The 15,914-nt window shown below is 64.9% G+C and carries 12 protein-coding genes; 9 read left to right on the top strand and 3 right to left on the bottom strand.

Going from position 1 to position 15,914, the window contains the following annotated elements; genetic code table 11:
• The first annotated feature begins 2 nt into the window (after positions 1-2).
• The 5 genes from QQL87_RS08390 to QQL87_RS08370 all read left to right on the top strand — a co-directional run bounded on the left by QQL87_RS08390 (position 3) and on the right by QQL87_RS08370 (position 5,145).
• The gene (locus QQL87_RS08390; RefSeq protein WP_284416916.1) at positions 3-1,115 is read left to right on the top strand and encodes a glycosyltransferase family 4 protein; all 1,113 of its coding nucleotides are present in this window, start codon (positions 3-5) and stop codon (positions 1,113-1,115) included.
• On the top strand, positions 1,115-2,410 hold the full coding sequence (locus tag QQL87_RS08385; RefSeq protein ID WP_284416915.1) for an O-antigen ligase family protein: 1,296 nt from the start codon (positions 1,115-1,117) through the stop codon (positions 2,408-2,410). Before QQL87_RS08390 ends, QQL87_RS08385 begins: the two co-directional genes overlap by 1 nt.
• Positions 2,411-2,469: 59 nt before the next feature.
• Complete coding sequence (locus QQL87_RS08380; protein WP_284416914.1) at positions 2,470-3,753, top strand: MATE family efflux transporter; 1,284 nt, start codon at positions 2,470-2,472, stop codon at positions 3,751-3,753.
• 20 nt (positions 3,754-3,773) lie between these two features.
• Positions 3,774-4,400 carry a class I SAM-dependent methyltransferase gene (locus QQL87_RS08375; RefSeq protein ID WP_284417223.1) on the top strand — a complete coding sequence of 209 codons (627 nt, stop codon included), beginning with the start codon at positions 3,774-3,776 and terminating at the stop codon, positions 4,398-4,400.
• A gap of 136 nt (positions 4,401-4,536) precedes the next feature.
• Positions 4,537-5,145 carry a class I SAM-dependent methyltransferase gene (locus tag QQL87_RS08370; protein WP_284416913.1) on the top strand — a complete coding sequence of 203 codons (609 nt, stop codon included), beginning with the start codon at positions 4,537-4,539 and terminating at the stop codon, positions 5,143-5,145.
• A 12-nt stretch (positions 5,146-5,157) separates the two neighbouring features.
• Here the strand turns inward: QQL87_RS08370 and QQL87_RS08365 are convergent, their stop codons facing one another.
• The 3 genes from QQL87_RS08365 to QQL87_RS08355 form a co-directional block, all read right to left on the bottom strand.
• The gene (locus QQL87_RS08365) at positions 5,158-5,883 is read right to left on the bottom strand and encodes a class I SAM-dependent methyltransferase (RefSeq protein ID WP_284416912.1); all 726 of its coding nucleotides are present in this window, start codon (positions 5,881-5,883) and stop codon (positions 5,158-5,160) included.
• Positions 5,880-7,190, bottom strand: a complete 1,311-nt coding sequence (locus QQL87_RS08360; protein ID WP_284416911.1) for a nucleotide sugar dehydrogenase — start codon at positions 7,188-7,190, stop codon at positions 5,880-5,882. The genes QQL87_RS08365 and QQL87_RS08360 overlap by 4 nt, the downstream gene beginning before the upstream one ends.
• Before the next feature lie 145 nt (positions 7,191-7,335).
• Positions 7,336-8,607 (bottom strand): glycosyltransferase family 4 protein, encoded by a 1,272-nt coding sequence (locus tag QQL87_RS08355; protein ID WP_284424107.1) that lies wholly within the window; start codon positions 8,605-8,607, stop codon positions 7,336-7,338.
• A 158-nt stretch (positions 8,608-8,765) separates the two neighbouring features.
• Between QQL87_RS08355 and QQL87_RS08350 the strand changes: the two genes are divergently transcribed.
• From QQL87_RS08350 to QQL87_RS08335, 4 genes are all read left to right on the top strand, one after another.
• A complete protein-coding gene (locus QQL87_RS08350; protein WP_284416908.1) occupies positions 8,766-10,031 on the top strand; it encodes a glycosyl hydrolase in 1,266 nt (421 codons plus the stop codon).
• A gap of 76 nt (positions 10,032-10,107) precedes the next feature.
• Complete coding sequence (locus tag QQL87_RS08345; RefSeq protein WP_284416907.1) at positions 10,108-12,300, top strand: bi-domain-containing oxidoreductase; 2,193 nt, start codon at positions 10,108-10,110, stop codon at positions 12,298-12,300.
• 32 nt (positions 12,301-12,332) lie between these two features.
• Positions 12,333-14,273 (top strand): heparinase II/III family protein, encoded by a 1,941-nt coding sequence (locus tag QQL87_RS08340; RefSeq protein ID WP_284424106.1) that lies wholly within the window; start codon positions 12,333-12,335, stop codon positions 14,271-14,273.
• Positions 14,270-15,430 (top strand): glycosyltransferase family 4 protein, encoded by a 1,161-nt coding sequence (locus QQL87_RS08335; RefSeq protein ID WP_284416905.1) that lies wholly within the window; start codon positions 14,270-14,272, stop codon positions 15,428-15,430. The genes QQL87_RS08340 and QQL87_RS08335 overlap by 4 nt, the downstream gene beginning before the upstream one ends.
• Positions 15,431-15,914 lie beyond the last annotated feature (484 nt).

Genomic DNA, 15,914 nt, shown 5'->3' with positions numbered 1-15,914 from the left:
CGATGTCCCGGCGCGTCGTCGTCTTCAACAACATGATCACCCCGTACACCAACAGGCTCTATAACGAGCTTGTCGCGCAGGGGCTGGATCTTGCCGTCTTGTCATGCACGGAGCAGGAGGCGGATCGCTCATGGGCGGGCTCTTTCGAGCCGCATTATCCGCATCGAACCGTTGCCGGGATATCGCTTCCGCTCAGCCGCTCGCGCTACACCCATGTCAATGTCGGCGTCGGCCGGGCCTTGAGCGCGTTGGCCCCGGCGGCGCTGGTCGTCAACGGGTTCTATCCGTCCATGCTCGCCGGCGCGGTATGGGCGCAGCTGCGGGGGCGGCCTCTCGCGCTGACGATCGACGGATGGCGGGAGACCATGCCTGACACGGCGTACCACCGTCTGGTCCGTCCCTGGCTGCTCCGGCGCTGCCGGACCATCGTCTGCTGCGGCGAGAAGGGCCGCGACTATTTCCTCAGCCAGTCGGTCCCCGCGGACCGGATTGCGACGGTGCCGCTGGTCCCCGCCTGGGGCGCGCCGCCGGAGGTTGTCCCCCTGTCGAGCAGGCCTTACAGCCTGCTATGGTGCGCCCGGATCAATGACGATGCCAAGAACGCGGCGTTCTTCGAGCGGGTCGTGATCGGCCTGTCGGGATCGGTCCCGGGTCTCAAGGTTCGCGTGGTCGGCTCCGGTCCGGTCGAACGGCGCATGTTGTCGCGTCTGGGTGCTGCTGGAATCGAGATCCGCCACGATCCGTACATTCCGTGGCACAGGATGGCCGAGGTTTACAGCGAGGTGCGCGTGCTGCTGCTGCCGTCCCTGCTCGAGCCCTGGGGGCTCGTCTGCAACGAAGCGATGCAGTGCGGCGTTCCCTGCATCGTCTCGCCGCATGTCGGAGCGGCCGGTGATCTCGTTCGTGACGGAGAGAACGGCTTCGTCCGCGCGCTCGCCGAACAGCCGTGGATCGATGCCGCGCGTCTGCTGCTCGAGACGCCGGCGCTCTGGGATCAGATGTCGGTGCGGGCACGAGAGACCATGCAGCAGCGCTCGCTCGGGCACTCCGCGGCGGCCTTCATGCAGGTCGCCGAGGGCCTTCTCGGCCCGGCGGCGCATGAGGGGGGCCGCTGATGCTCGCCAAATGGCTCGCCCGCGTCGATGTGTTTCTCTATGCCTATCTGGTGATGGTGCTCGGCTGCATCTATTTCCTGTTCAACTACATCGAGGGCATCTCGTTCACCGAGCGGGCCGGCGAATCCGTGCTGTTCCGCGGCTGCTGGCTGGTGCTGTACCTGCTGCTGCTGCTGCAGATCCTGCGTCATTCGCACAGCTTCATCCTGCTGCTCTCTCGCTCCCATCTGTTCCTGATCTTCATCCTCCTCGCGGTGGCATCGCAGCTTCACAGCGAGAGCGCGGATGCGGGCTACGTCAAATTCGCGATGTATCTGGCGACGGTCCTGTTTGGTGCCTTTCTGTCGGTGTCCTGCTCCGCCGACGAGCTCGTCGAGGCGTTGTTTCGGATCGGCGCTGTCACTCTCGTCGTGCACGTCCTGCTGCTTCCGATCATCGGCGCGGACTTTTCCTACGACGCGCTTCATCGGGTGACGATCCTGGGGACCGAGGCCTATGCCGGCATCTTCGGTCACAAGAACCTCGCTGGCGCGTTCTTCGGCCTGATGGTGATCGTCTCGCTGGTCCGCGCTCTGGCCGGCCGGCGATCGCAACGCAGATTGTCGGGCGGCGTTGCGGCCTGTCACATGCTGGCGCTCGCTGCGACCGGCGCTGCCGGTCCCCTGGTCAGCCTGCTCGCGACGCTCGCGGTGACTTTCGGACTTGCCCTGATCGTGATCGGCCGACGCGATCTGGCTGCGTTCTATTGGCTGTTGCTGGGCTTCGCCGGCTTGGCCATCCTCGCCGTTCCCACCGAATGGCTCTATGGTCTCGTCGGGCGGACCGCCAACCTGACCGGCCGATCGTTTCTCTGGTCCGTGTGGCCGCACTTCTTCTGGCAGCATCCGTGGCTCGGCTATGGCTTCTCCGGCTTCTTCAACGGCCTGGACAATGCACCGTCGGCCGAGCTGACGCGCATGGCGCCATGGAACACCGAGTTCGGCTCATTCGAGAACTCCTATCTCGATGCGCTGCTGCAATTCGGGCTCCTCGGCGGAGGCCTCTATCTGCTGCTGGTCGTCGCCGCCGTTTGGAATGTGATCGCCTTTGCGTTCCGGGCCTCCGGCATGTTCTGGCTCGCGCCCTTTGCCATCCTGATCTTCATCATCATCACCTCGCTCAACGACAGCAGCCAGCTGCTGCACAACTATTTCGGATGTGTGTTGGTGTTCTGGTGCTATTTCGGTCCGGAAGCGCAGCTCGGACGATCGACCATGGCTTTGAGCCGGCTGAGCCTGAGAGATCTGCGGACATGATGCGGGATGCTGCAGGCCGCAGGGCATCGCCAGCCGCTGACGTCGTGAAGGATCTTCGCGTGCAGGAGAGCGCCCCGTGTCCCCGGGGCGTGCGTCTGGTCGACCGGCTGGTTCAGGCGGGAGCAAGCAATTTCGGTCTCGGCCTGGTCGATCAGGCGCTGTTAAGCGGCTCTGCCTTCGCCTTGACGCTGGTGCTGGCCAATGTGCTCGACGTTCAGGCGTTCGGCAGGTTCAGCGTCGCGTGGTCGTTCTCGATCCTGATCGAATCCGTGTTCCTCCGCGGCCTGTTCGACGACGGCCTGCCGGCCGCGGCCCAGCGCATCCCCAGGCGCCTTTGGCCGCAGCTGCGGTTCGGCATCTATCTGTCGGCGCTTGCCGTGTCCGGCTTGATTGGACTGGGAATCATGCTGGCCGGCGCCATCGGCGCGGGTCTCTCGATGGAATCGGGCCTGCTAGGCGCTGCGACGGGCCTCGCTGTTCCCGCGATCCGGATGCAGAGCGTCTATCGGCGCATCGCCTATCTGGATGGCAAGCCGATCCGTGCGGCGGTTTCCTCGCTGGCCTATTGCCTCGGGCTCTTGATCTCGACGGTCGTGATGATCAGGACAGGCGAGGCCGGCCCGGCTGCAGCCATGTCGTGCATCGCGGTCTCCGCGGCCGTCGCTGGCGCTCTCGTGCTGCTGCGACCGGGGGATCTCGCGCGGTCGCGGCGGAAGATGTTCACCACGGCCATGACCAGGCTGCTGCGCAGCGGCCGCTGGTTCATCGCGACGTCGCTCACCTACTGGATCGGAAGCATCGGACTGATCCCTTTCTGCAGTGTCCTGCTCGGCCTGGAGGCCGGCGCAACACTTCGTATCCTGCTCCTGATCTTCGCTCCGCTCAGCCAGTTCAATCAGACGATCGTCTCCGTTCGCCTGCCCGAGATCGCAGAGAAGCTGCGCGCGGGCTCGCGTTCGGCGATCCGGGCGGCTGCGCGTGACTGCGTGGTGCTGCTGGGCTCGGTCTCGATCGTCTATGGCGCGGTGGTGACCCTGGGCGGCGAAGCGGCGCTGTCGATGATGGTCGGCACCAAGTCCTATCAGCTTGGATCGGCGAATCTGGCTTTGATGGCGCTGGCGATGATGCTCGATTCTATATGGCTGGGGCTCGCATTGCCACTGTTCGCCGTCGGCAAGCCGCAAAGGTTCCTGCTGAGCCGGCTGGCGGGCCTGGTGTCGCTGTGCTGCGCGTTGCCCGCGGCGGTCTGGCTGTGGGGATTTCCCGGAGCGATCGTCGGCATGGTCGTATCGAGCGCCGCGTCGGTCGCCGTATCCCTCCGTACGAACTGGAGGCTGTCGTGAGGACTGATCCCACCTTGCCAATGACGGGGACGTCGGTGATGCCATCCAACGCAAAGCTCCATATCGGAGCCTTCAATTGCGGCATTGAGGGCTGGATCAATACCGACATCACGCCGCATCTCTGGATCGCCCGCATTCCCTTCGCTGCGACCGTGCTTCACGCTCTCGGCTTGATCGGCGACAGCCGCTACGCGGAGCATCGCAGCGGCAAGTTCGCCATGCTGCGCTACGTGAACCTGACGAAGCCGCTGCCGTTCGCGGATGCAAGCACGTCGGCGATCTTCAGCGCGCACGTGTTCGAGCATCTGTTTCCCGACGAGATCGAACGCCTGGTCCGCGAGGCGCATCGCGTGCTCGTTCCCGGCGGGGTGTGCCGGGTCGTCGTTCCCGATGTCGAACGCATCGTGGCTCTCTATGATGCCGCGCGTCCGCAGGCTTTTCTGCAGGGGATGTTCGAAGTCACCACGCGCCGGGACGTGGCCTTCGCGCATCATTGGGGGTTCACGCGCGAATCGCTTGCGACGCTGTTTCGTGAGGCCGGCTTCTCGCAGACCGAAGCGTGTGGTTATCGGCAGGGGCGTTGCCCGGATCTCGAGCTGCTCGACAACAGGCCCGACGAGTCGATCTTTTTCGAAGCGGTCAAATGAGTGGCCGGGGATAGGCCGATCCCGGCCGTTCCACATTGCCATGCCGAACTTGGCGTTAGCCGGAGGTCTGATCTTGTTGGACAGATTGCAAGCTCGATTTTCCGCTGCGGCGCGCCGCCGTCGCGGGGACTTCCTCGTGCAGACGGTCGACATCCCGCGCGGCGCCAGCGTTCTCGACCTCGGCGGCGGAACGGGCCGTCACATCCGTGAGATTCTTCCCGAGCACAAGAACATCACCGTCTGCGACATCTCGGCGACGGATCTTGCGGTGGCCCGGCAGCGCTATGGGTTCAAGACGGTTCTTCTCGAGGAGACCGCGCGCCTTCCATTCTCCGATCAGGAATTCGACTTCTGCTTCTGCTCGTCGGTGATCGAGCATGTCACCGGACCAAAGCAGCAGGTCGTCAAGATCACCGATGATCAGCAGTTTCACGACGTCGCGCGCGCGCATCAATTGCGATTTGCCAATGAAGTATCGAGGGTCGCGCGATCGTTCTATGTCCAGACGCCGTATCGCTATTTTCCGATCGAGAGCCACACCTGGCTGCCGGGGCTGATCGTTGTCCTGCCTCGCCGGTCGCAGATCGCCGTGATCGATCTGTTCAATCGGTTCTGGTTCAAGAAGACGGCGCCGGACTGGTACCTGTTCGATGGCGACGAGCTGCAGCAGATGTTTCCGGACGCCCGGATCTACCGCGAGCGATATCTCGGGCTGACGAAGTCGCTGATGGCTATCAGGGCATAGCGCCGACGCGCGTCAGGTGCGGCGCGCGAGAATGTTGATCAAGGTGCCGAACAGCGGGCTGTGATCGAGGAAGGCCGGCAGCGGAGTGCCGCTGAAATTGAGGCCCAGCACGGAAAATCCGATGTCCTTCATCATCTGTGTCGCGGCGTCTGCCGAGGCCTCGAATTTCGAGACCGCCATGTAGCGGAAGACCGGCCGCGCCCCGATTCTTGATGAAGCAGCGAAGGCCAGCTTGAAGCCTTGCCGCAGCAACGATGCGCGATTGGGAATCGACAGCAGCACCAGTCCGTCGGGACGCAGCACCCGATGGATTTCGCGCAAGGCACCGGCGACGTCGGGGACGTATTCGAGGACACTGGCGCATAGAACGCCGTCGAATGAACCGTCGGAGAACGGCAGGGACTCGATCGTGGCGATCTGGTCGAAGCGCAGTCCGGCAGGCTGCTCCGTATCGGCCTGGAAGCGCCGCGCCAGGCCGATCATCTCGGCGGATGCGTCGACGCCGGTCACCACGCAGCCGCGCTGTGCCAGGAGACGCGACAATGTCCCCGTGCCGCATCCGGCATCGAGCCAGCGCTGGCCGGCGAGATCCTGCCGCGGCAACAGGCCGAGCATCGTGGCCGTCCGCGCCTTGAACGCGCGGCTGCGGTGCAGGGTTTCCCAGCGCGTGGCGATGTCGTCGTGGAAATCGATGGCTGGCCGACGACGCGCCTCGTCTGTCGGGCCGCGCGCGTTCACCAGTGAAAGCCCTTCACCGTTGCGCGAACATCTTCGGGAAGCCGGGCTTCGGTCAGCTCCAGAATCGTCTGGCCGCTGCGGGTGCCGCTGAGGGCCTGGATGAAGCGCGGATCGTTCGTCGTCAGCACGATGATGTCAGCCCAGCCTATCGCCTCGGCAACGTCGTCGACGAGGATCTCGGCAATCTGCCGGTTGCGCATCAGGAAGTCCCGGTTGGCGCCGATCAGCTGCGACAGTCGCACATTGGGATCGTAGACGCGGACCTCGCGGTCCTGGCTCAGCAGCCTGTTGACCAGAAGGACGAACGGGCTCTCGCGCACATCGTCAGTGCCGGCCTTGAAGCTGATCCCGAGAAACGCCACCTTCCGGCCCGCCTGGGACAGGATCCAGTCGACGCCGCGCGACATCACCATGTCGTTGCTCGGCAGGACGTTCTCGATCACCGGCACGGACAGCCCATGACTTTGCGCGAGATGCTTGAGCGCCTTGACGTCCTTTGGGAGACACGAGCCGCCGAAGGCGAAGCCAGGTCGCAGATAGGCGGCCGAGATGTTCAGACGCGTATCCTGCAGGAAGATATCGATCACGTCGCGGCTGTCGATGTCCAGCGTCTTGGCGATCACGCCGACCTCGTTGGCGAACGCGACCTTGAGGGCATGCCAGCTGTTGTCGATGTACTTGGCGAGCTCGGCGGTTTCGATCGATGTCGCGATCTTGGCGCCGGGGAGCTCATCGTAAAGCGCCAGGACGCGCTCGGCCGTTTCCTTTCGGTCGGCGCCGACGACCGTCTTCGACGGCGTGTTGAAGTCGGCAATCGCGCATCCCTCCCGCAGGAACTCGGGATTGAAGCTGACCTCGAAGTCCGTCCCCGCCTTCTTGCCCGAGGCTTCCTCGAGAAGAGGCACGACGATCTTCTGCGAGGTTCCCGGCAGCACCGTCGACCTGATGACGATCAGATGCGGCGTTGGCTTGTCCTTGAGGCCGCGACCGATTTCGGCTGCGACCTGACGAATGGCGGTCAGGTCGAGGTCGCCCGATGCCGCGGAGGGGGTCCCCACGCAGATCATCGAGATGTCGGATGCAGCGATGGCCATCGTGGCATCCGCCGACGCGGTCAGGCGTCCGTTCGCGACGGCCTTTGCGACCTTTTCGGAGATGCCGGGCTCGATGACCGGGGACTGGCCGGTCCGGATCAGCTCGACCTTGGCACCGGCCTTGTCGACGCCGATGATGGTATGTCCCAGTTCTGCCAGACAGGCCGCGCAGACGGTTCCCACATAGCCGAGGCCGAAGATGCTGATGTTCATCGTAATGTTTTCACAGCCTCCTGGACGTGTCGCCCGGCGGCAAAGGGATCAAATGTGAGACCGCTGATATCACAGGTCCCGCAAATCGGTGGAAATCATTCCAGATCGGTAAACGGCCGAACGCGCGCCGGCCGATCGACGCAGTTCAAATCGATCGCGGGCTCGATGGGCGCACGGCGCGTGTCGGCTCGACCGCGACGGGAGAACGCCCGGGCGTCTGCGAGAACAGCGCCTCGTAAGCGGCCAGCAGCTTCGGTTCTTCGTGATCCCAGGACAGCGATTTTTCCAGCCGCTGTCGTCCGTATTGGCCCATGGCCTCCCGCTGCTCAGGGGCGTCGATCAGTTCGATGATCTTGTTCGAGAAGTCGATCGGATCGTTCTTCACGGCGTAGAGCGAGGCATCGAGCGCCGAGCGGCGTCCTTCGCGGACATCGTATTGGACGATCGGCTTGCCGAGCGCCATGTACTCCATGATCTTGTTCATCGTGGAGATGTCGTTCATCGGCGTCACCCGGTCCGGGTTCACGCAAAGGTCGGCGGTGGAGAGCATCGTGAACAAGGCTTCGTCGCCGATCGAGCCGGTGAACGTGACGAAGTCGGAGAGGTTCATCGCCTCGCTCAGCTTCACGATGGCGTTCCACGCCGGACCGGTGCCTGCGATGTTGAACTGGATGTCCGTTCGCCCGAGCTGGTGAACGATGTGATCGATGGACTGCAGGAGCAGGTCCAGACCCTCGGATTCGCCGATCACACCGATATAGCCGACGCTGAAGCGGCGGCCGTTCCGCCACGCCGGATCGGCCGGACGCGGACGGACACGCTGCAGGTTCGGGCCCGACCGGACGATGAAGACGCGGTCCGCAGGCATGCCGCCGCGGCCGAGCGCGATGTCCCGGTATGATTCGTTGGTCGCAATCGAGATGTCGGCCGTCTTGAAGGTGAGGAATTCGACCAGACGCAGCAGCTTCCAGAACACGTCCTTGCGCCCGAACTTGGCTTCGTACAGTTCCGGATTGACGTCGTGATGATCGAAGATGAACCGCTTGCGGCCGAACAGCTTGAACAGGATGCCGAGCAGGAAGATCAGATCGGGCGGGTTGCAGGCGTGGATCGCGTCGAAGCCGTGCTTCCAGGCGACCTTGACGGCGAGCAGCAGCTCCCAGAACAGCGCCGTCGGATATTCGATGAAATAGGCCGCAATGCCGCGTGCTTCGACCGGAAGCGGATGGCGGTAGATGTGAATATCTTCCAGCAGCTCATAGGACGCGTCATGTCCACGCCCTTTCGGGCAGATGACCGCGACCTCGTAACCGGCCTTCCTGAGCGACGTCGCCTCACACCAGACGCGCCGATCGAACGGGACCGGCAGATTCTCGACGATCATCAGAATGCGCCGCGGGGGCTTTGAATGCAGCATGAGGCGTCTAGGCAAGAGGAACCGGCTTGCGTGATATTAACGTCCGAGCGTTAACAAGAAGGCCGAACTTTGTCCAACGCTCAACGCGATCTATGTTAAGAGCCGTGCCGGGCCGGTGTTAAGGTATTACAAGGACAGCGATTTTGAGGGCCGGTGAGATGAAGGCCGTTCCGCGCGGCACCCGCCGCAAGCTCCGTGTGTCGCTGGTGCTGCTCGTTCTGGGCTGTGCTGCTGCTGCAGCGTACCTGGTCTCCAGGCCGTCGGGCGTCGAAGCGATGGCGGCTCCGGCGGAGCGGGCGCGGACGCCGGTCCCTTCGAGCTATTTCGGCATGACGGTGAACGCAATCGGCCTGCCGCGTCCCTGGGCCCCGCTCGACTTCAGCACCGTTCGGCTGTGGGGCGCGATCTATTGGGCGCAGGTCAATCCGGCGCCCGGCGTCTATAACTGGACGCGCTTCGATCGCATCCTTCAGGATGCCGAGCAGCGCCGTCTCGATGTCGTGTTCAATCTGGCCTACACGCCGCGCTGGGCGGCGGCGTCGAGGGATGCGCTGCCGGCCTTCAGCCCTGGCGCCAGTTCGCCGCCGGCCGACCTCGGCGTCTGGGAGGATTGGGTGCGCGCGGCGGTGACGCGGGCGGCGGGGCGGATCCGGTATTGGGAGATCTGGAACGAGCCGGAGGATCCCAAATACTATTCCGGCGACGTCGAGACGATGGTCAGGCTGCAGCAGCGGGCCTACGAGATCATCAAGTCGATCGATCCGACGCTGATCGTCTTGACGCCATCGTCGAACGGCACCGCCGAAGGCTACCGCTGGCAATCGGCGTTCCTCGACAAGGGGGGAGGCCGATATGCCGACGTGTTTGCGTTCCATGGCTATGTGAGCGATCCGGAAGCGGTGCTGCCGGTCATTCAGCGCTTCAAGGCCATGCTGGCCGCGCAGGGTTTGCAGGGCAAGCCGATGTGGGACACGGAGGCCGGCTGGCCGCTCAAGGACGACAATCAGGCGGCCTATCTCGCGCGCTCTTATCTGATGAAATGGGCGGTGGGAGTCGATCGCTCCTATTGGTATGAGATCGATGGCGGCGGCTCCGATTTCGGACGCCTGTGGGATTCAGCCTCCGGACTGCTGGCCTCCGGCGTCGCCTTCCGGACCGTCCGCCAATGGCTCGATGGTGCCCGAGTGCAGACGCTGTCGCGTCTCGGCCGTTCGCTGTGGCGGCTGGAACTGACCCTGCCCGACGGCCGGAGCGGCCAGGTCGTATGGAGCGCGGCCGGCAGCTCGACCTACCAGGCCGGCCGCAATTACCGGCGCCGCCAGGACCTCGATGGCCGCAAGAGCGTGATTGTCGACGGCCGGCTGGAGGTCGGACCGCGGCCGGTCCTGCTCACCGAATCGGAACCCGGTGAGCAGCAAAACTAACCATCGAGCTTGTCTTTTCTTCTATGAAGCGAGCCGGCGCGCTAGAAGGCGCCGTTGACCGGACATCGAGCAGACCGTGAAGCAGATCGCACAGAACTATAAGACCGGCGAGCTCAAATTGATCGACGTGCCCGCGCCGCGCTGCCGGGCTGGCGGCGTCGTGGTGCGCACGGCGTTCTCGGCCGTCTCGACCGGCACCGAGCTGATGAAATTTTCCGAGGGCCGCCTGTCGCTGCTCGGCAAGGCGCGGGCACGGCCGGATCAGGTCGCCAAGGTGGTGCGGTCGGTGCGCCAGCAGGGACTGCTTGCGACCTACAACAAGGTCATGAACAAGCTCGATTCATTCACCCCGCTCGGCTATTCCAGCTCGGGCACCGTGGTCGAGATCGGCGAGGGCGTCAGCGGCTTCCATGTCGGCCAGCGCGTCTGCTGTGCCGGCAATCAATACGCCACCCACGCCGAATACAATTGGGTTCCGGTCAATCTCTGCGTGCCGCTTCCCGATGGCGCGCCGCTGGATCAGGCGGCTTTCACGACGATCGCTGCGATCGCGCTGCAGGCGATGCGCCAGTCGGAGACGCGCCTGGGCGAGACGGTCTGCGTCATCGGCCTCGGCCTGATCGGGCAGATTCTCGTGCGGCTGCTGCGCAGCGCCGGCGTGCGCGCGGTCGGCCTGGATCGATTGGAGCAGCGTTGCCGGCTTGCGGAGGCGGCAGGCGCGGCGTTTTGTGCCGTCGCGTCCGATGACGGCGCCGAGGACTTCTCCAGCAGGGTCGCGCAATTGACCGCGGGCCACGGCGTCGACTGCGTCTTCATCACGGCGGGCAGCAACGACCCCGATCTGGCGAGGCGCGCGGCCGATCTGCTGCGTGACCGCGGCCGCATCGTCGACATCGGCAAATGCACGCTCAACCTGCCGTGGAACGACTTCTACGACAAGGAGCTCGACGTCCGCTTCTCGCGCTCCTACGGGCCGGGCCGCTACGACCCGCTCTATGAGGAGGGCGGCATCGACTATCCGATCGGACAGGTGCGCTGGACCGAGCGGCGCAACATGGAGGCGATCGTCGCTCTGCTCGCCGACGGGCAGCTGGACTTCACGTCGCTCGTCACCGACGTCGTGGCTTTCGATGGCGCCGTCTCCGCGTACGAGCGCCTGAGCCAGGGCAGTGCTGAAAGCCTTGGCGTGCTGTTCTCATATCCTGCCGATGCCGAGCGGTCGGACCGCATTGCGTATCGTCCGCGGGCCGTCCTGACCAAGGATCGGGTCCGGCTCGGCGTGATCGGGGCCGGGGCCTATGCCTCCAGCATGCTGCTGCCGCAACTGGTTGCCAATGATCGTGTCGATCTGGTCGAGGTCGTGACCAACACCGGCCTCAGCGGCGCCACCGCGGCCCGGAAGTTCGGCTTTGCCCGCGCCTCGACCAGCGCGGCGAGCGTGCTCGAGGCCGACGACATCGATGCTGTCCTGATTGCCACGCGTCATGCCTCGCACGCCGATCTGGCGGTGCAAGCGCTTCGCGCCGGCAAGGCCGTGTTCGTCGAGAAGCCGCTGGCGCTCGATGGCGCCTCGCTCGCTCGCATCGTCGAGGCCGTTCACCAGACCGGCAATGATCGCCTGATGGTCGGCTTCAACCGGCGCTTCTCGCCGCTGCTCGCTGCGGCCCGCGACGCCTTCTCCTGTCCCGCTGCGCAAGTCGTGCAATACCGCGTCGTTGCCGGGCCGCTGGAGAAGACGTCCTGGTATGCGCAGGCGGAAACCGAGGGAAGCCGCTTTGCCGGGGAGGGCGGCCACTTCATCGACGCGCTGAGCTGGTGGATCGGATCCGAGCCGGTCCGCGTCACGGCGTCGGCGGCGGGCCAGGACATCGATAATCTGGTGGCCACCCTCGGCTTCGCCGACGGATCGATCGCGACGCTGAGCTACCTGACCGGCGGCGACTCGCGGGTGCCGAAGGAGCTGCTCGAGGCTTCGGGGCCCGCGGGCTTCGTCAGGTTCGACAACTTCTCCCGCTACGAGAGCTGGCGCAAGGGAAGCCGCCTGGCGAAAAAAGGCGCGCTGGACAAGGGGCAGGGGCCGATGCTGGCCGCCTTCGTCGACAGCGTTCGCTCGGGCGCCCCGATGCCGATTCCGCTGCGGTCATTGTTGGCGACGACCCGTGCCACGCTGGCAGTCCAGGAGAGCGCAGCCTCCGGTCTCGCCGTCGATCTCTGGTCGGCTGTGCTGTCGCAGGACGACAGCGAGCGCACGGCGTCTGCGATCCCATGAACCCCGGCTGGTATCTCCGACGGCTCATGCGCATGGAGCCGTCCGAGCTGGTCGGCCGTGTGCAGGATCAGCTCCTGCGCCTGCAATGGCGCCTGACACCGCCGGACATCTCGCGCCTTGCGCAGCAACACGCTCAGCCGAACCGGGTTCGACTCAAGGCGATGCCCGCTCCGTCCGCCGTCCCCGCGGAGGCCGCTGACAGTCTGCGGCAGTGCGCGGATCGCATCCTCGCGGGCCAATGGACGATCTTCGGCGCGCAGCACCCGGCGCTCGGTGAGGATCCGGACTGGTTCGTGGACGCACACAGCGGGCTGCGCGCGCCGTCGTCAGACTATACGTTCGCGATCGCCTATCGCGATGCGGCGCGCTGCGGCGATATCAAGTTCATCTGGGAGCCGTCGCGCTTTCACCATCTGACGGTGCTGGCAGCCGCCTACTTCCTCACTGGCGACGAGCGATACGCAACGCGGGTCGCAGGACATCTGCGGAGCTGGTGGCAGCAGAATCCCTTCCTGCATGGGCCGCATTGGATCAGCGGCATCGAAATCGGGCTCCGCCTGATCGCCATGGTCTGGATCCGCCAGCTGCTCGCCGCGTGGCCCGAGGTCAGCGATCTGTTCGAGGACAATGCCGCCTTCGTCGATCAGCTGTATGCTCATCAACTCTGGCTGTCGCGCTTTCCGAGCCGCGGCTCGTCGGCCAACAATCATCTGATCGCGGAAGCCGCCGGCCAGTTCGTCGCCAGCTGTGCGTTTCCGATGTTCCGGCAGAGCGCGCGCTGGCGGACGGCGGCAGCCGAGACGTTGGCCCGGGAGGCCGTCGCGCAGACATTCCCATGCGGCATGAATCGCGAGCTGGCGTCAGACTATCACGGGTTCGTTCTCGAGCTGCTGCTGATCGCGGCGGTCCAGGGCGACGCCGCGGGCTGTGCGCTGGCACCCTCGGTGTGGCAGGTGATCGAGCGGATGACCGACGCCGTTGCGAGCGTCCTCGACGAGGCCGGGCACCCGCCGCGCCAGGGCGACAGCGATGAAGGCATCGGCCTTCTCATCGATGATCCCGACAGCAATCGCTGGCGCAGCCTGCTCGCGACCGGCGCGCGCCTGTTCGGCCGGCCGGCGTGGTGGCCGGCGCAGACGTCATCCGATGTCAGGAGCGTGCTGCTGGCGCATGATGTGCCGTGTCGGCAACGCGAGTCCAACGCAGCCGGGCGCGCACGGCGGCTTTTTCCGGAGGCCGGCCAGGCCTACCTGGTCTGCAGCCTGAGCGCGTTCTGGGCGCGCTGCGACCATGGTCCGCATGGTTTCGGGCGCATCGCGGCACATGCCCATGCCGACGCGCTGTCGATCGAGTGCCGGATCGCCGGCGTCGAGATCCTCGCGGATCCGGGCACCTATTGCTATCATTCCGAGCCGCGCTGGCGTGACTACTTCCGATCGACCCTGGGGCACAACACGCTGCAGGCGTTCGGGCACGACCAGTCGAGCTCCGGCGGTCCGTTTCTCTGGACGCAGCATGCGCGCAGCCGGCTGCTCGCCGTGGAGGGACTGGACGACGAGGCCGCCGATGCGAGCTGGATGGCGGAGCATGCCGGCTACCCGAACCTCGTTCATCGCCGCAGCGCACGTCTGCTGCGCAACGACACCAAGCTCGTGGTGACGGATACACTCCTGGACAGTGGCGATGTGCCGGTTCCCGTGAAGCTGTGCTGGCACCTGGGGCCCGATGTCGCCTGCGAGCTCGTCGGCGACCGGGCGAGGCTCGCCTGGCCGGGCGGGCGAGGCGAGCTTGCGCTGCCGTCGCAGCTCACCTGGCAGGGCCACCACGGCGACGAGGCGCTGCCCGCCGGCTGGTATTCGCCGTCGTTCGGACACAAGCGTCCCTCGACAACGCTGATCGGCTCCGGCGTGCTGCGGGCCGGGGCAAGCCTCGTCACCGAGCTGATCTGGTCGTCAGCGCTGGGCGAGCCATGAAGATCCTCATCGCCCACAACCGGTATCAGGGGCGCGGCGGAGAGGACGTCGTGTTCGAGGCGGAAACGACGCTGCTGCGCGAGGCAGGCCATCAAGTCGAGACGTTGACCGTGAGCAATGACGCGATCAACTCGCTATCGTCGCGCGTCGCCGCCACGCTGTCGGTGGTCGATAGCCGCTTCGGTCGACGGGTCATCGGCGATGCGCTGCGCTGCCATCAGCCCGATGTGGTTCACGTCCACAATTTCTTTCCGCGGCTGTCGCCGGCCATCTTCGATGTCTGTCGTCAATTCGGCGTGCCCGCCGTCGCGACGCTGCACAACTACAGAACGATCTGCTCCGGCGGCATGCTGCTGCGGGACGGGCGCATCTGCCATGACTGCCTCGATGCAGGAAATCAGATCAGGGGCATCGTTCACCGGTGCTACCGCAATTCGCTGGTGGGCTCGGCCGCGTCGGCCTGCATGATCACCAGTCACCAGCGGCGCGGCACCTGGACCCGGCCGGGCCTTCGACTGATCGCATTGACGCAGTTCGCGCGCGATCTCTTTGCCAGCTCGGGCTTCGACGCCGAACGCATCGACGTGAAGCCCAACTTTCTCCCCGATCCCGGCGAGCCGGATTGGATGGCGCGGCGCGAGGGCATCTTGTTTGTCGGCAGGCTCAGCCCCGAAAAAGGTGTTCACGACCTGCTTCGCGCCGCTGCGCTCGCCAACGTGCCGCTGCGAATCGCAGGCGACGGGCCGGAGAACGATCGGCTGCGCCGCGAAGCCGGACCGAATGTAAAATTTCTCGGCGAGATTCCGCGTGTCGATGTCTTGCGCGAAATGTCCAGCGCGCGGGCCCTGGTGGTGCCGTCGCGCTGGTATGAGGGCTTCCCGATGGTGGTGGTCGAAGCGTTTGCGCGCGGCACGCCGGTGATCGCATCGCGCCTCGGGGCGCTGGCCGAAATCATCAGGGATGATGAGACCGGCGCCGTGGTGACGCCCGGCGACATTGCCGCTCTGGCCGCGAAGATGACGATGCTCGCCGGCGACGATGCCCTGGTCCAGCGTTGCGGGCGCGCCGCCCGGCAGACCTACCTGAACCTCTATACGCCGCGCGTGAATCTTCGACAGCTCGAGGCGATCTATCGGCGCGCCCAGGCCTCGGGCTAGGTTGCGTCGCGTCATCGCCTGCGCATCACTGCGTGCGCCCATTGGCCGGGTCCGCCCCACAAATGTTATAATTAACATTCCGGCAGGAGCCCGCGCGGATCAATATTCATCGAAATCGCTGGAAGTATGGCTGTTTTTGGATGGATTGCGTCTTTTGGTTGCAATGATTGCGGCCGTCGCGCTGGGATCCGAGGGGTTTGCTGCACAATCGACGGGCTTGCCCAATCCGGAGTCGCTTCTGGCCAAAAACCGGTCTCACATTTCGCGCTAACCCCTCAAAAAACAAGTCATTTTTGCGTCGCAGCTAACATTTCCGGCGGAGTCCGTGTCGTCCGGTTCCCGAGCAGAAAGCGAATTTGCTCAGTCAAATCCCACACATATCAATATTAACAGAACATTGCTGGTTGACTCGGGGGTGTCGGCGATTTAACAATGCGGCTAACAAGTTGTTAACGTGCGCGGTCTTGTGTGCTGTGCAGCATTC

The organism is Bradyrhizobium sp. SSBR45G (assembly GCF_030159255.1).
Taxonomy (GTDB): domain Bacteria; phylum Pseudomonadota; class Alphaproteobacteria; order Rhizobiales; family Xanthobacteraceae; genus Bradyrhizobium.
The sequence above is the reverse complement of the archived record's forward strand: the minus strand, read 5'-3'. Positions and strand labels throughout refer to the sequence as shown.

Excerpts from the sequence above, each read along its gene's own strand:
- QQL87_RS08375 (WP_284417223.1), top strand. The coding sequence starts at position 3,774 with ATGACGGGGACGTCGGTGATGCCATCCAACGCAAAGCTCCATATCGGA.
- QQL87_RS08340 (WP_284424106.1), top strand. The coding sequence starts at position 12,333 with ATGGAGCCGTCCGAGCTGGTCGGCCGTGTGCAGGATCAGCTCCTGCGC.
- QQL87_RS08355 (WP_284424107.1), bottom strand. The coding sequence starts at position 8,607 with ATGCTGCATTCAAAGCCCCCGCGGCGCATTCTGATGATCGTCGAGAAT.
- QQL87_RS08390 (WP_284416916.1), top strand. The coding sequence starts at position 3 with ATGTCCCGGCGCGTCGTCGTCTTCAACAACATGATCACCCCGTACACC.
- QQL87_RS08350 (WP_284416908.1), top strand. The coding sequence starts at position 8,766 with ATGAAGGCCGTTCCGCGCGGCACCCGCCGCAAGCTCCGTGTGTCGCTG.
- QQL87_RS08335 (WP_284416905.1), top strand. The coding sequence starts at position 14,270 with ATGAAGATCCTCATCGCCCACAACCGGTATCAGGGGCGCGGCGGAGAG.
- QQL87_RS08360 (WP_284416911.1), bottom strand. The coding sequence starts at position 7,190 with ATGAACATCAGCATCTTCGGCCTCGGCTATGTGGGAACCGTCTGCGCG.
- QQL87_RS08385 (WP_284416915.1), top strand. The coding sequence starts at position 1,115 with ATGCTCGCCAAATGGCTCGCCCGCGTCGATGTGTTTCTCTATGCCTAT.